At 69.7% G+C, this 14,311-nt stretch carries 11 protein-coding genes; 4 read left to right on the forward strand and 7 right to left on the reverse strand.

From position 1 onward, the window contains the following. Positions 1-8 precede the first annotated feature (8 nt). Positions 9-752: a hypothetical protein gene (locus ABIE65_RS19085; RefSeq protein WP_354079940.1), complete on the reverse strand. Its 744-nt coding sequence runs from the start codon at positions 750-752 to the stop codon at positions 9-11. 247 nt (positions 753-999) lie between these two features. Between ABIE65_RS19085 and ABIE65_RS19090 the strand changes: the two genes are divergently transcribed. Next, on the forward strand, positions 1,000-2,574 hold the full coding sequence (locus ABIE65_RS19090) for a PAS domain-containing sensor histidine kinase (protein ID WP_354079942.1): 1,575 nt from the start codon (positions 1,000-1,002) through the stop codon (positions 2,572-2,574). A 6-nt stretch (positions 2,575-2,580) separates the two neighbouring features. On the opposite strand, the gene ABIE65_RS19095 is transcribed toward ABIE65_RS19090, so the two are convergent. From ABIE65_RS19095 to ABIE65_RS19110, 4 genes are all read right to left on the reverse strand, one after another. Then, positions 2,581-3,483 carry an HpcH/HpaI aldolase/citrate lyase family protein gene (locus tag ABIE65_RS19095; protein ID WP_354079944.1) on the reverse strand — a complete coding sequence of 301 codons (903 nt, stop codon included), beginning with the start codon at positions 3,481-3,483 and terminating at the stop codon, positions 2,581-2,583. An 87-nt stretch (positions 3,484-3,570) separates the two neighbouring features. Further along, the gene (locus ABIE65_RS19100) at positions 3,571-4,401 is read right to left on the reverse strand and encodes a heme ABC transporter ATP-binding protein (protein WP_354079946.1); all 831 of its coding nucleotides are present in this window, start codon (positions 4,399-4,401) and stop codon (positions 3,571-3,573) included. Then, on the reverse strand, positions 4,398-5,477 hold the full coding sequence (locus tag ABIE65_RS19105) for a FecCD family ABC transporter permease (RefSeq protein ID WP_354080081.1): 1,080 nt from the start codon (positions 5,475-5,477) through the stop codon (positions 4,398-4,400). Before ABIE65_RS19105 ends, ABIE65_RS19100 begins: the two co-directional genes overlap by 4 nt. Continuing rightward, positions 5,464-6,375: a heme/hemin ABC transporter substrate-binding protein gene (locus ABIE65_RS19110; protein ID WP_354079947.1), complete on the reverse strand. Its 912-nt coding sequence runs from the start codon at positions 6,373-6,375 to the stop codon at positions 5,464-5,466. Before ABIE65_RS19110 ends, ABIE65_RS19105 begins: the two co-directional genes overlap by 14 nt. Before the next feature lie 203 nt (positions 6,376-6,578). Here ABIE65_RS19110 and ABIE65_RS19115 point away from each other — a divergent pair, with 203 nt between their 5' ends. The 3 genes from ABIE65_RS19115 to ABIE65_RS19125 all read left to right on the forward strand — a co-directional run bounded on the left by ABIE65_RS19115 (position 6,579) and on the right by ABIE65_RS19125 (position 10,785). Continuing rightward, positions 6,579-8,849 carry a TonB-dependent hemoglobin/transferrin/lactoferrin family receptor gene (locus ABIE65_RS19115; RefSeq protein ID WP_354079948.1) on the forward strand — a complete coding sequence of 757 codons (2,271 nt, stop codon included), beginning with the start codon at positions 6,579-6,581 and terminating at the stop codon, positions 8,847-8,849. Between the two features lie 36 nt (positions 8,850-8,885). Further along, positions 8,886-9,221, forward strand: a complete 336-nt coding sequence (gene hmuQ, locus ABIE65_RS19120; protein ID WP_354079949.1) for a heme-degrading protein HmuQ — start codon at positions 8,886-8,888, stop codon at positions 9,219-9,221. Positions 9,222-9,291: 70 nt separating this feature from the next. Further along, positions 9,292-10,785, forward strand: coding sequence for a M81 family metallopeptidase (locus ABIE65_RS19125; RefSeq protein ID WP_354079951.1), 1,494 nt, complete (start codon positions 9,292-9,294; stop codon positions 10,783-10,785). A 15-nt stretch (positions 10,786-10,800) separates the two neighbouring features. Here ABIE65_RS19125 and ABIE65_RS19130 read toward each other — a convergent pair whose 3' ends face one another. Continuing rightward, entirely contained in the window at positions 10,801-12,564 is a 1,764-nt protein-coding gene (locus ABIE65_RS19130) for a sensor domain-containing diguanylate cyclase (protein ID WP_354080082.1), read from the reverse strand. Between the two features lie 125 nt (positions 12,565-12,689). Further along, complete coding sequence (locus ABIE65_RS19135; protein WP_354079953.1) at positions 12,690-14,279, reverse strand: gamma-glutamyltransferase family protein; 1,590 nt, start codon at positions 14,277-14,279, stop codon at positions 12,690-12,692. Positions 14,280-14,311: the final 32 nt, after the last annotated feature.

Genomic DNA, 14,311 nt, shown 5'->3' on the forward strand with positions numbered 1-14,311 from the left:
CGGAGTCCTCAGGCCGCCTGTTCCTCCCGGCGAGCCTTGTGCTTCACGAAGAGTTCGGCCTCGGCCAACAGCTCCATCGGATTCTGATAGGTGATCCCGATCGGTTCGTCCCCCCACGGCGAACCCGGGGCGTGCAGCGCGAAACTGATCTGCGAGAAGCCGTAGTGACGGTGCATGCCCAGCTTGTACTTGTCCTGCTGGAGGGTGCCGACGATCCAATCGCAGCCCCAGTTCGCGGTTCCGAAGGTGCGGCCGACCTTCGCGGCGATGCTGGCCACGCCGTGGCGGCGGTATGCGGGATGGATCCAGGCACCGCCGTTGAACAACACCTTGCCGCGGATGATCCTGGCGACCGGTGCCGTGACGTGCACCTCGGCCCCGTGGGAGCGGTCGCCGAACAGCAACTGTTCCATGTGGTCGGCCAGGCAGGTGTCGTGCCACTCGTAGAAGCGTCCGCACTGCGAACTCACGACCTCGCCATGCTCGTCGATGCCGGCGATCCAGTAGCCGTTGTCCGGCCCGATATCGCCGAAACGCGTGTCGAAGGCGCGGACCAGCGGGTACCACGTGCCGGCGGCCACCTGACGTTCGTTCAGCCTCGCCAGCGCGTCGAAGTCATGGCTCACCGTCAGCCTGATACCGCGGTCGCGGATATATTCGTCCGCCTCGAGAAAGAACCGGGAGAGGAAATCGATCGGCCCGTGCTTGATCGTGACGGCGTTGAGAAGTCTTGTATTGGTCTCCACGCTCATCGCGATGCTCCGCTGTCGGTGTGATGGGCAGACCATACGGGTTTTAACGACATTTTAGGTAATTTAAACTGGTATTAACCCGATCAGGCCCGCTGCCGTGTGCCCCTGGGATCACATGCGGCCGTCGCGCCGCGGGCATGGTTGGGACCTCACCTGCACGACCTAAATTTCACATATTTACCGATCATCAACGATAACCGCCGGAAAGTGCGGTCATGTCATCCTCCGCTTTGCCCCGGCGCCCATGATGTTCCCCGCGCAAACACGGGCCGACCTGCAGGCGCTCGCCCTGTGCGGCCGGCCGGTGCTGGTGATCACGGCTTCCGACAGCGCCGGGCCGATGCAGCTGTTCGCCAACGCGACGGCCGCGAACGCGCTTATCGGAGCGACGGCCGGCGACGGCGCCTGGAACGCACTCGACGAGGCCGCGATCCGCAGGTTCGGCAGCGATGCCCGGCACTTCGCCGCCCCCTATCCCAGAGGTGCAGTCAGCTTCGACGTAAGCGCCGACGGTGTCTCCGGCGGCATTGCCTGGCGCGTAGCCGCCTGGCCACTCTCATCGTCCGACGAGGCACCCTGCATCGTTGCCGTCGCGACCGATGCGCAGCCCGCCGCCGACTTGCGCCCGACAGAGCCGGCGATCCTCGAGGCGATCGAGCAGTCCGTCGGATCCGGTCACATCTGGTCGGATCCGGCATCCGGCTGTCAGGTCGTTTCGGATGGTGCGCTCCGCCTCTGGGGGCTGCCCGGAACCACCTCGCAGCGGACGCTCGGAGATTTCCTGGCCGTCGTGAATCCGGACGACATCCGTGACGTGCTCGATTGCGAAGCGACGACCGGCGAGATCCAGAGCGAGTTCCGCATCATCGGCCCCAGCGGCAAGATGCACTATGTCATGCGGCATTCACGGTGCATGGACGATGGTACGGGCCGTCCCAAGATCCTCCATATCGACCGCGACGTCACGGCAGCGCGCACTCTGGAACGGGAGCTGATCCAGACGCGGTCGGAGGCCGAGGTCGGGGCGCGGTCGAAGGCCGAGTTCCTGTCCCTGATGAGCCATGAATTGCGGACACCGCTCAACGCCGTCATGGGATTCTCGCAGGTCATGTCGGCCGAAATGTTCGGCCCGCTCGCCCCCCGCTATCTCGACTATGCCCGTGAGATCGGCCGCAGCGCCGAGCATCTGCTCACCATCATCAACGACATCCTCGACCTGACGCGGATCGAGGCGGCACGGGTGCAGATCAGCAAGGAGTGGCTGGATCTGGGCCGGCTGGCCGCAGAGACGACGAAGATGATGAGCGAGACGGCCCGCCGGAAGGACGTGACGATCGAGATCGACGTAAACGCTGCCGTTCGGGCGTGGGGCGAGAAGCGTGCGCTGCGGCAGCTGACGCTGAACCTCGTCAGCAATGCAGTGAAGTTCACCGAAGCCGGAGGCACCGTCATCGTCTCGGTTCGACGATCCGACGCCGGCGCCGCCATCCTCACGGTGAAGGACAACGGTATCGGCATCCCCGAAGACGACCTGCCGACGATCTTTCAGCCGTTCGTCCAGGCGAGCAACGCGATGGGGCGCGCCGAGGCCGGCACCGGCCTCGGCCTCGCGATCGTCCGCGCGCTCGTCGACCTGCACGACGGCGAGGTCACGGTCCAGAGCGAGCTCGGCGCGGGCACGACCGTCACCGTCACGATCCCGCCGGCCTTCGACCATACGTCCGACGACCCGATCGAGTCCGGAGCGGATCAACCGAGCGCCGGCGCGGCTGCACTCGGCACGACCGCCACGGACCGGCCGACGTCGGCCGGTCCGGCATGAACCGGTTCAGCGGTTGCGGCTGCGCGCCCGCTCAGCCAGGGCGTCCGCCAGCCGGATGACGCCCTTCGCGCGCTCGGCGATCGGGATGTCGACCATCTTGCCGTCGATCTCCACCGACCCGCGGCCCTGGGCCAGCGCCTCGTCATAGGCCGCGACGAGCCGGCGCGCCGCGGCCACCTCCTCCTCGGAGGGACCGAACTCCTCGTTGCAGATCCGCACCTGGTTGGGGTGGATGCAGCTGGCGCCGCGGAAGCCCAGCCGCTTCGAGCGCTGGACGATGCCGCGCAGGCGGTCGATGTCCTTGTACTCGGCGATCGAACCGACGAAGCCCCAGGGGATCACGCCGGCGGCGCTCGCCGCGACGACGACCTGCGTCGCCGGCGCATAGAGCGTCTCCGGATCGGCGGTCATGCCGAGCGACAGGCCGAAATCCTCCGAACCCAGGGTGATCGCGACGACGCGCGGGTCGGCCCTGGCGATCTCCGGCATGCGCAGATAGCCCTCGGCGCTCTCGATGAGCAGCATCAGCTGGGTCGAGCCTACGGCCATGCCGCGCTCCAGCTCCATCTCGCCGATCACCTCGCTCACCGCCTTGATCAGGTCGGGGCTGTCGGCCTTCGGCAGGACGACCGTAGACACGTGCGGCCCGACCACCGCCTCCAGGTCGCGGACGAGCAGGCGCCAGGGCCGGTTGACGCGCACCATCACCTCGTCGCCGGCCTCGTTCAGGCGGCGCGCCACGTCGGGCGCCATCTTGCGGGCACTGTCCTTGTCGGAGGGGCCGATGCTGTCCTCCAGGTCGAGCTTCAGCGCGTCGGCGCCGACCCCGGCCGCCTTGGCGACGAACTTCTCGACATTGACCGGAACGAACAGGACGGAGCGCCAGACCGGCAGTGCGCGTGGCGTCATCGGGGTTTCCTCGTTGCAGGATCGACGGAGCTTCTGGTTCGCTGCGCATTGATAGCGCGGCGTCAGCAACGCCGTCGACCCGCACGGCTATATCCGGCCGTCCGGCAGACCTGCCGGGCGCGGCGGCAGGACGTAGGGGATACCGTCGCGCGCGCCGATGTCGGCGTTCACGCCGAACACCCGGGAAACGAGCTCCGCCGTGATCACCGCGGCCGGGCGGCCGTCCGCGACGACGCGACCGCGATCGACCACCAGGATCCGGTCGGCGAACATCGCCGCCATGTTCAGGTCGTGCAGGATCGCCAGCACCGCCCAGCCGGCGGCGGCATAGGTGCGGGCGATCTCCAGCACCGCGATCTGGTGGCGGATGTCGAGGCTGGAGGTCGGCTCGTCGAGAAACAGGGCACGGGGCAGATCGCCCTCCCCGGCGCCGTCCCGGCCGGTATCGAGCTGGGCGAGGACGCGGGCGAGCTGGACGCGCTGCTGCTCGCCACCCGACAGCTGCTGGTAGTAGCGGTGGCCGAAGCCGGTAAGGTCGACGCGCTCCAGCAAGGCGGCGATGCGCGCGGGGTCGTCGCGGCCGGCGGGGCAGCCGAGCCGGACCACCTCGTGCACGGTGAAGGGAAAGGACAGGCGGGTCGCCTGGGGCAGCACCGCCCGACGGCGCGCCAGTGCGGCGGCGGAGAGCGTCGCAATGTCGGCGCCGCCGAACCGCACCGTGCCGCTCGAGGGCGCCAGCTCCCCGGTCAGGACGCGCATCAATGTCGTCTTGCCGGCGCCGTTCGGCCCCACGATCACCGTGGTGGCACCGGCGCCAATCGTCAGGTCTGTCGGCGCGAGGACGGTGTGCGGCCCGTACCGGACGGAGACGCCGCGCGCCTCGATCAGCGGCGCGAAGGTCGCAGGGGCGTCCCTCACAGGTCCACCACACCGCGCTGGCGCAGCAGGATCCAGAGGAAGAAGGGCGCGCCCATCGCCGCGGCGACGATGCCGATCGGCAGCTCCGCCGGGGCGACGACAGTGCGCGCCACCATGTCGGCGGCGACCATCACGATGCCGCCCAGCAGCGCGCTGCCCGGCAGCAGGTAGCGGTGGTCGGGGCCGATGGCGAGCCGCAGCAGGTGCGGCGCGACGATCCCGACGAACCCGATGACGCCGGTGAAGGCGACGGCCGCCCCGGTGAGGGCGGCAGCGACCACGATCACCGTGCGCTTCACCAGCTGGACCGGCACGCCGAGGTGGAACGCCTCGGCCTGGCCGAGGAGCAGCGCGTTCAGGCCGCGCGACAGCAGCGGGACGACGAGGGCCGCCGCCAGCAGGACCGGCGCCAGCGTCGCGACCTTGATCCAGGTGGCGCCGCCCAGGCTGCCGAGACTCCAGAAGGTGATCTCGCGCAGCTGCTGGTCGTCGGAGCCGAAGATGAGCAGGCCGGTGGCCGCGGCGGAGAGTGCCGCAAGCGCGATGCCGGCGAGCAGCATCGTCGCGACCGACGTGCGGCCCTCGCGGGTGGCGATGGCGTAGAGGAGGATGGTGACGGAGAGCCCGCCGACGAACGCCGCCGTCGGCAGCGCGTAGATCGAGAGGGCCAGTGCGACCGGTGCCAGCGGTCCCGCGCCCAGCACGATCATGGTCACGGCGCCGAGTGCCGAGCCCGACGAGATGCCGATGAGGCCGGGATCGGCGAGCGGGTTGCGGAACAGGCCCTGCATCAGCGCCCCCGCGATCGCCAGCGAACCGCCGACCATGACGCCGAGCAGGGTGCGCGGCAGGCGGATCTCCCACAGGATCAGCGCATTGGCATCCGCCGCCGTGTCGCCCGCGAAGAGCGGGCGCAGCACGTCGAAGCCGAACCCCGCCGGCCCCACGGCAGCGGACAGGAGGATGGTCGCGGCGAGCAGCAGGGCGAGAAGGCCGACGAAGGTGCGGGCGACTGTCCGGCGGTCGCCGGCAGCCACGCCGCCCGGCAGCGTCAGCGCGGGATCAGCGGCTCGCATGGCCACCCGGCAGGTCCAGGTCCGGATAGAGCCGCGCGGCGAGGTCGCGGACGGCCGAGGCCGTGCGGGGGCCAAACCCCAGCAGATAGAGGCCGTCCATGACCACCAGCGCACGGTCGCGCGCGGCCGGCGTGAACTTCAGCGCCGGCGTCGCGAAGAGCTGGTCGGGATCGAGTTCGACGCCGTCCGACCGGCGCATCGCCAGTACGATGTCGGGTGCCGTCGCGGCGATCGCCTCGGGGGAGACCGGCTTGTAGCCGGACACGCCCTCGAGGGCGTTCTCGGCACCCGCCAGCCTTATGACGGCATCGGCGGCGGTGTCCTGCCCGGCGCCCATCGGCCGGCCGTCGGTCAGGGCCATGACGAAGAGGACCCGCCTGCGTGCGGACACGCCGCGGGTCTTGTCCAGCACGGCGGCGAGGTCGTCGTGTACCCGGGCGGCGAGGTCCCTGCCCGCCTCGGGCACGCCGAGCGCGTCGGCGACCCTTTCGATCTTGCGGTCGATGCCCTCCGGCGTGCGTCCCTCGGGGACCGTCACGAAGGGAACCGAGGCGCTCTTCAGGATGTCGACGGCGCCCGGCGGCCCGGAGCCTTCGACGGCCAGGATGAGGTCGGGCCGCAGCGCCAACACGCCCTCGGGCGAGAGCGCGCGCATGTAGCCCACATTGGGTTTCTCGGTCGCGTCGGCCGGGAAGAAGGACGTGGCGTCGACGCCGACGATGCGGTCCTGCTGGCCGAGCGCGTAGGCGATCTCGGTCACCGCGCCGCCGATCGTGACGACCCGCTGCGCCTGCGCCGCCAGCGCCGTACCCGTCACCGACAGGCCGGCCGCGAGCGCCAGCGCGAACCCGATCAGCGCCCCTGCGGCGCGCAGTGGCGGCCGCGACTGGTTCAGCATCTTCACCGCTCCCGTTCGCGGTTGCGCCGCCACACGAAGGCGGCAGATGCCATCGAATAACTCATAATGAGAGTCAATCGCAACACCTTGACCGGCCGCAGGTGCTTCCGTTACACCCGTGGCCGAGCCAGCCGCCGCACCCGGATGCCGCGAGTCAGCCGAGACATCGATCACGGCATCGCATTCGGCACGGGGGTTCAGCTATGGTTTCGGCACGATCGGCACGCATACGGCTGCTGTGCGGCACGGCGTCGCTCCTCGTCCTCGGCGCGGGGGGCGCCGCGGCACAGCAGACGGGCGAGCGGACCGGAAAGGCGCCGGCGGCGGTCGAACTGGCTCCGCTCGAGGTGGAAGGCGCTGCACCGCCGGAGACGGACGAGACGACCGTCCGCATCGAGAAGGAGGCGCTCGACCAGCACATGGTGCAGAGCATCCAGGATCTGGGCCGGCGGCTGGACGCGGGCGTCGGCTACAGCCGGGCGACCAACAGCATCAACCTGCGCGGCCTGGGCGAGAACCGCGTGCTGACGACGATCGACGGCATCCGCCAGACCTGGATGGAAGACCCGCGCAGCGTGAGCGGCGGGGTGAACGCCTTCGCGTTCGACAGCCTGTCGCGCATCGACATCGTCCGCGGTGCGGATTCCAGCCTGTACGGTTCCGGCGCGCTGGGCGGCGTAGTAGCGCTGAAGACGCTGGATCCGGAGGACCTGCTGCCGGGCGAGACGCTGTTCGGGGCGCTATCGAAGGCGGGCTACGACAGCGCCGACGACAGCTGGCGCGCCAGTTCGGCCGTCGCGGGCCGGGTGGGCGACACGTTCGTCCTGCTGCAGGGCGGCTTCCGCAGCGGCCACGCGTTGGACAACGAGGGCGACGTCGGCGGGACGGGCGATGCGCGGACGAAATCGAACCCGGCCGACTACGAGCAGTATGATTTTCTGTTCAAGCTGGCGCAGCGTTTCGACGGCGGCCACCGCATCGGCCTGACCGGAGAGCTGTTCAACCGCGACGAGACCGAGGACAACAGGGTCGGCCAGACCGGCACGTATCAGATCGGCAACTACGACACCGGCGAGGAGGTCGACCGCAAGCGCGTCTCGCTGTCCTACGACTTCACGTCGCCCGACCGGCGCGATGTCCTCGACCAGGCGAACGTCATCGCCTACTGGCAGCGCCAGACCCTGAACAACACCGTGAACGCGATCCGCGACCCGGATCCGCGCGGCTTTGCGCCCGGCGGCCAGTACTATGCGCAGCCGTTCGGCACGTACAAGCGCGACAACGAGCTGGAGCAGACGTCCTACGGCCTGCAGGGCGACGCGAAGAAGCTGCTCGATACCGGCGGATCCATGGGCGGCACGACCCACACCGTGCGGTTCGGCGGCGAGGTCTATCGCCAGGACACGACGCAGTATTCCCACGGCGAGGACAACTGCCCTGACGTCGACTGGACGACGATTCCGCAGCCCTACGGACCGCAGACCTGCCGTTTCCTGCACACCAACGCTTCCGACATGCCCGACGTCGAGAGCCTGGCGTTCGGCTTCTATGTCGAGGACGAGATCGGCACGGCCGACGGCCGCTTCAGCCTGACTCCGGGCGTCCGCTTCGACTGGTACGAGCACAAGCCGCAGGAGACGTCGGACTATGTGAACGGCCCGAACTTCGACGGGACGATGCCGGATTCGACGAGCGATTCGAAGCTCTCGCCGAAGCTGCGCGCCACATGGCACGCGACGCCGGAACTGGACGTGTTCGGGCAGTGGGCGCAGGCGTTCCGGGCACCGTCGGCGACCGAACTGTACCAGGACTACGGCGCGCCGGGATCCTACGCCCGCGTCGGCAATCCCGACCTGAAGACCGAGACGAGCAACGGTTTCGAGATCGGCGCGAAGCTGAACCGCCGCGACTTCGGCGGATCGGTGACGGGGTTCTACAATTTCTACAAGAACTTCATCGATGAGGTGCAGCTGGCGCCACCCGGCGGCGACTATCCGATCGGGGGCGTCATCGGCTACGAGAACCGCGCGCGCGTCGAGATCTACGGCGCCGAGGCGAGCGGCTACTGGAACGTCACCGAGCACTGGCGCACCTGGGCGTCGTTCGCCTGGGCGGTCGGCCGCGACACGGACGAGGACGAATACGTCAACTCGATCCCGGCACTGCGCGCCATCCTCGGACTAGGCTATGCCACGGAAGCCTGGGGCGCGGATGCCTCGATCACGGCCGCCGCAGCGCGCGACGACGTGTCCGGTGGCGGTTTCGAGGCGCCGAGCTACAAGGTCGTCGACCTGACGGCGTGGTGGAAGCCGGCGTTCGTCCCAGGCGCGATGGTCCAGGCCGGCCTGTTCAACGTCTTCGACGAGAAGTACTGGAACGCGCTGGACGTGCCGGACGATACGGCGGCGACCCGCGAGGACTATTATACCGAGCCCGGCCGCTCGTTCCGCGTCACCCTCACCCACCAGTTCTGAGCCGCAGCGAGCAACACACAGAGCGAGGCAAGCAGCATGTCACAGTTCATCGCCATGAACCGCTTCATGGTCCAGCCGGGATCGGAGAAGGATTTCGAGGACGTCTGGATGAACCGCGAGACGCACCTGCACACGGTGCCCGGCTTCGTCGAGTTCCACCTGCTGCGTGGTCCCGTGCGCGACGACCACGTCCTCTACGCGTCGCACACGATCTGGCGCAGCAAGGAGGATTTCGAGGCCTGGACGAAGTCCGAGGCGTTCCGCGCAGCGCACCGGGGGGCCGGCGGCAACAAGCCGCTCTATCTGGGCCACCCCCAGTTCGAAGGCTTCGAGGTGATCCAGACGGTAGGCCACGCGAAGGCCGCCGAGTAACCACCGTGCCCCCTGCTCCCGCGGCGCGCAGCCAGCTATGTTGGGCGACGCCGCATGCAGGGAGAGAGGGATGGCGCGCATCGCCGTCGCCGGGTTCAGGCACGAGACCAACAGCTTTTCGCCGACGCTCGCCACCTATGACGAGTTCGAGCGCGGCTACAGCTGGCCGCCGCTGACCCGCGGCGAGGACATGATCGAGGCGCTGCGCGGCTACAATCTCGGGATCTCGGGCTTCCTGGCGGCGGCAGAGGGGCTGGGCCACGCGATCGTGCCGCTGATCTGGGGCTCGGCGAGCCCGTCGGGACCAGTGACCGAGGACGCCTACGAGCGCATCGTCGGACTGCTGATCGAGGACCTGGAGACGGGGGGGCCGTTCGACGCGGTCTATCTCGGCCTGCACGGCGCGATGGTCGCCGAGCATGTCGACGACGGCGAGGGCGAACTGCTGGCGCGCGTGCGCCGGGTCGTCGGCCCGGACGTGCCGGTGGTCGCGACGCTGGACTATCACACCAACATGACTGCGCGGATGATGGCGCAGGCGACCGCCCTGCTCGGCTATCGCACCTATCCGCACGTCGACATGGCGGCCACCGGCGAGCGGATGGCCGCGTTCCTGGACGGGCTGCTGCGCGCGCCGCGCCCCCTATACGGCGCGTGGCGGCAGAACCCGTTCCTGATACCGCTGACCGACGGCTGCACGACGGTGCAGCCCACCGCGCGCATCGTCGCGCGCCTGCCCGAACTGGAAGCGGAGACCGGCGCGCTGCTGAGTTTCGCCGCCGGCTTTCCCGCGGCGGACTTCGCCGACTGCGGCGCCAGCGTGTACGCCTTCGGCCCCGATCGGGCCGCCGCCACGCATGCCGTGGAGCGGCTGGCGGAGGAGATCGAGGCCGCCGAGCGGGAATGGCACAGCACCCCGCTGACGCCGGACGAGGCGGTGCGCGAGGCGCTGCGGCTTTACGATGGCCGGCGGCCCGTCGTGCTGGCCGACGTGCAGGACAATCCGGGCGCCGGCGGCACGGCCGACACGATGGGCCTGCTGAAGGCGCTGGTCGCGGCCGGCGTCGAGGATGCCGCACTGGGCTTGGTCTACGACCCGCACGTTGCGACCATCGCCCACCGCTGCGGCGAGGGCGCGGAGGTGCGCGTCAGCCTGGGCGGCAAGCACGGCGTCCCGGGCGACAGTTCTCTGGATGCCACCTTTACCGTCGACCGCAAGGTGGACGGCCGCTTCACCTGCACCGGCCCCTTCTACGGCGGCGCGCGGATGGAACTGGCGCCGATGGCCTGCCTACGGATCGGCGGCGTGCGCGTGGTCGTCGCCGGCAAGAAGGTCCAGGCGGCCGACCGCGAGATGTTCCGCCATGTCGGCATCGCGCCCGAGCAGCAGCGCATCCTGGCGCTGAAGAGCTCGGTTCACTTCCGCGCCGATTTCGAGCCGATCGCCGCGGCGGTGCTGCTGGTCGCGGCGCCGGGCCCGATGGTGATGGACCCGGCCCGCCTGCCCTTCACCCGGCTGCGCCCCGGCCTGCGCCTCTCGCCGGGTGGCGCCGCCTTCGGCTGATCCGCATTCGGCGGATCAGCGGGCGACGGCGCGGTCGCGTCCGCGGCGCTTGGCGTCGTAGAGGGCGGCATCCGCTTCCCGGAGGAGATCGTCCAGCATGTCCTCGGGCGTGCACTGCACGAGGCCGAAGCTGGCCGTGATACGGATGCTGGCACCATCGACGGCCATGTCCCGCCGGCGGAGGCTGGCGCCAATCCGATCCATCAGCGCGAGCCCCCCGGCACGGTCGGTCTCGGGCAGAACCAGACAGAACTCCTCGCCGCCCATCCGGCCGAAGAGGTCGACGCTTCGCAGCTCCTCGCCGACCACCCGGGTGAACAGCCGGAGGGCCGCATCGCCCACCGGGTGACCGTAGAGGTCGTTCACCGACTTGAAGTGATCCAGATCGGCCAGCGCCAGAGTCAGCGGCCGGCCATATCGGCGCGCCTGCGCCACCGCCCGTTCCGCATCGCCGAGCAGGGCGCGGCGGTTGGCGATGCCGGTCAGCTCGTCGGTCGTCGCCAGACGGACCAGTTCCGCCTCCAGTTCGAGACGATGTTCCTCGTGACGCATCCGCGCGATCTTTCCGCCGACCCAATCGGCGAGGACCGCCAGGAAGCGACGCTCGGTCTCGTCGAACGGGTGCGCCCGGTGGACGGAGGAGAAGAAGCCGATCATCGCCGACATCACGCCATCGACGTGGAGCGGCGCGCCGATGAACGCTTTGCACCGCAGCGGCGGCGCGATCGCCTCCGAACCGGCGCATCCGACGAAATCGAATCCGCAGCCCGTCTCGACGATCGGCTTCGCGTGCGTTCTATCCAGATCGAAAACGGTGCCCGGCTGAAGGTCCGCGAGGGAGGGAGACGCGAACATGATCGTGAAGCTGTCCGATGCGACGGTTCCGACAAGGCCGGTCGAGAGCCCGAGATAGCGGGCTCCGACCGCCAGTCCCGCGCAGATCCGCTCCCGAATTCTGCCTTCCGACGACGCACTGACCTGCGTCAGCTCGGTCAGCGCGGCTTCGAGCCGCTTGCGTCGCGTGATCTCGAAATAAGATGCGACGGTACCGCCGTCCGTCGTCCGGCGGGTGCTGACCAGCGTCCAGCGGTCATCGGGAAGCCGCGTCTCCAACGGATCCTGGGCGGGTGAGCGGAAGTTCGCGATCCTCTGCGTGAGCCACGTCTCCTCCTGGCCTGCCGGGATGTCGAACTGTCCCCGGCGCACGGCCTCGCGCAGCGCATCCTCGTAACGGATCCCCGGCTCCAGGATGTCCCCCGCGATCGGGTACAGTTCCTTGAACCGGCCGTTCCGGAGGATCACACGGTCCTGGGCATCGAAGATCACGAGCCCTTCGTACAATGCCTCCACCGCATCGGCGAGGCGCCGCCGGGTCTCGCGCAGTTCCGCGGCGACCGCATTGCGCGCAGTGACGTCCCGCACGATCCCCAGATACCCTATCCGCGTACCGCTCGCGCCACCGATGCCGGTAACGATCGCCTCGGCATCGAACAACTCTCCGGATCGGCGCCGCAGCTGGAGTTCCAGCCGCTCGCCGTCGACACGGCGCGGGCCGGCGAACCGTTCCGCACCCTGTCGTTCGAAGTCAGTGCGGTCGCGGTAGAGCAGCATGGTCGACTGGCCGACCAACTCGTCGCGCGCATAGCCGAAGATCCGTTCGGCGGCAGCGTTCACGACCACGATCTGCCGATGGGCGTTGGTCAGCAGGATCGCGTCCGGAACATCCTTGATGATCGCCTGCAGGAGCTCCCGGCTCCTCAGCAGCTCTGGTTCCTGCACGGAGGCCAAGCCGCATGTCCCCTTCGGTTCTTCGGGCGCGTCAGTCTTCCCTACTCTGGCGGGTCCGCGGCAATGATCAAGAGGTAGGCAGACCCGTGCCTGGAATGCTTTCCCTGCGGCGGCCGCTACAGGGCCACGGCCGCTCCGTCGGAGCGGGGATCGGTGGCGCCCTCGAAGAGGCCGGTCGCGTGGCGCACCACGGCACCGGCATGGCCCATCAGATCGGTCAGCGGCGGTGCGGTCTCGACCGCGTGGCCGACGTCGCGCAGGCGCCGGACCAGGACCGGATCGAACCGGTCTTCCAGCTTGAGCGTCGTGCTCTCCGCGCCCCAGGTGCGGCCCAGCAGCCAGCGCGGCGCGGAAATCGCGTCCTGCAGGTCCTGACCGAACATCGCGTAGCGGCTGAAGAGGGCCGCCTGGGTCTGCGGCTGGCCCTCGCCGCCCATGGTGCCGTAGACCATGGTGCGCCCGTCCTTCAGCCGGGCGAAGGCCGGATTGAGGGTGTGGAACGGCTTGCGCCCCGGGCGCAGCGGATGCGGCGCGCCGTCGGTCAGACCGAAGCTGATGCCGCGGTTCTGCCAGAGGATGCCGCTCTCCGGCAGGACGATGCCGGAGCCGAACTCCCAGTAGATGCTCTGGATAAAGCTGACGGCGCGGCCCTGGGCGTCGATGGCGCCCATCCAGATCGTGTCGCCCTTGGATGCCGACTGCGGCCATGGCAGCGCCCGGCCGCGGTCGATGCGTGCGGCCGCGGCGTCAAGCAGGTCCGGGGCCAGGAAGGACGCCGGATCGGCGGTCATGTGCGCGGGGTCGGTGACGTGCGCGTCGCGGATGAGGAAGGCCTGCTTCGTCGCCTCGATCAGACCGTGCAGATGGTCGAAACTCTCCGCCTCGGCGACGGCGAGCCGCTCGAAGATCGCGAGGATCATCAGCGAGGCGAGGCCCTGGGTCGGCGGCGGCATGTTCCAGATGCGGCCGCAGGCGAGGTCCGCCGCGAGCGGCGTCACGCGCCGGGCGCGATGGGATTCGAGATCCGCGAGCGCCACCGGACTGCCCGCGGCGGCGAGGTCGGCCGCGATCGAACGGGCGAGGTCGCCGCGGTAGAAGTCGTCGAGGCCGCCGGTGCCGAGCTGTTCGAGCGTCGCCGCGAGACGGGCATTCGCGAGGCGGGCACCCGCGCGCGGCACCGCGCCGCCGATCAGGAAGGTTTCGGCGAAGCCCGGCACGTCGTGCAGTTCGGCGAGCTTCGCCGCCGTGTGCCCATGCTGGCTGGGGGTGACGGGCACGCCGTCGCGGGCGAGATCGACGGCGGCGCCGAGCAGGTCCGCCAGCGGAATCGGATTGCCCCAGGGCCGCGCCACATCGAGGGCGGCGGCCCAGCCGGAGATCGTGCCCGCCGCGGTGAGGGCGGCGAGCGGTCCGCGGCTGGGGATCGTCCCCACATGGCCGCGCTCGCGATAGAAGTCGCGCGTCGCAGCGGCGGCCGCGGCACCGCACGCATCGATGCCGACGGGATCACGGCCCGGCTCCGCGACGATCCAGAAGCCGTCGCCGCCGATCGCGTTCATGTGCGGATAGACCACGGCGATGGCGGCGGCCGCCGCCACCATAGCCTCGACCGCGTTGCCGCCGGCACGCAGGATCTCCGCGCCGGCCTCAGCCGCCAGATGGTGCGGCGCCGTGATGGTGCCGCCGAAACCGAGCCTCGTGCGCATGTCCGCTCCCGCCGATCAGAGGCCGGCAAGAT

The sequence above is a fragment of the Constrictibacter sp. MBR-5 genome, assembly GCF_040549485.1.
GTDB lineage: Bacteria > Pseudomonadota > Alphaproteobacteria > JAJUGE01 > JAJUGE01 > Constrictibacter.

Excerpts from the sequence above, each read along its gene's own strand:
- ABIE65_RS19085 (WP_354079940.1), bottom strand. The coding sequence starts at position 752 with ATGAGCGTGGAGACCAATACAAGACTTCTCAACGCCGTCACGATCAAG.
- ABIE65_RS19090 (WP_354079942.1), top strand. The coding sequence starts at position 1,000 with ATGTTCCCCGCGCAAACACGGGCCGACCTGCAGGCGCTCGCCCTGTGC.
- ABIE65_RS19095 (WP_354079944.1), bottom strand. The coding sequence starts at position 3,483 with ATGACGCCACGCGCACTGCCGGTCTGGCGCTCCGTCCTGTTCGTTCCG.
- ABIE65_RS19105 (WP_354080081.1), bottom strand. The coding sequence starts at position 5,477 with ATGCGAGCCGCTGATCCCGCGCTGACGCTGCCGGGCGGCGTGGCTGCC.
- ABIE65_RS19110 (WP_354079947.1), bottom strand. The coding sequence starts at position 6,375 with ATGCTGAACCAGTCGCGGCCGCCACTGCGCGCCGCAGGGGCGCTGATC.
- ABIE65_RS19115 (WP_354079948.1), top strand. The coding sequence starts at position 6,579 with ATGGTTTCGGCACGATCGGCACGCATACGGCTGCTGTGCGGCACGGCG.
- hmuQ (WP_354079949.1), top strand. The coding sequence starts at position 8,886 with ATGTCACAGTTCATCGCCATGAACCGCTTCATGGTCCAGCCGGGATCG.
- ABIE65_RS19125 (WP_354079951.1), top strand. The coding sequence starts at position 9,292 with ATGGCGCGCATCGCCGTCGCCGGGTTCAGGCACGAGACCAACAGCTTT.
- ABIE65_RS19135 (WP_354079953.1), bottom strand. The coding sequence starts at position 14,279 with ATGCGCACGAGGCTCGGTTTCGGCGGCACCATCACGGCGCCGCACCAT.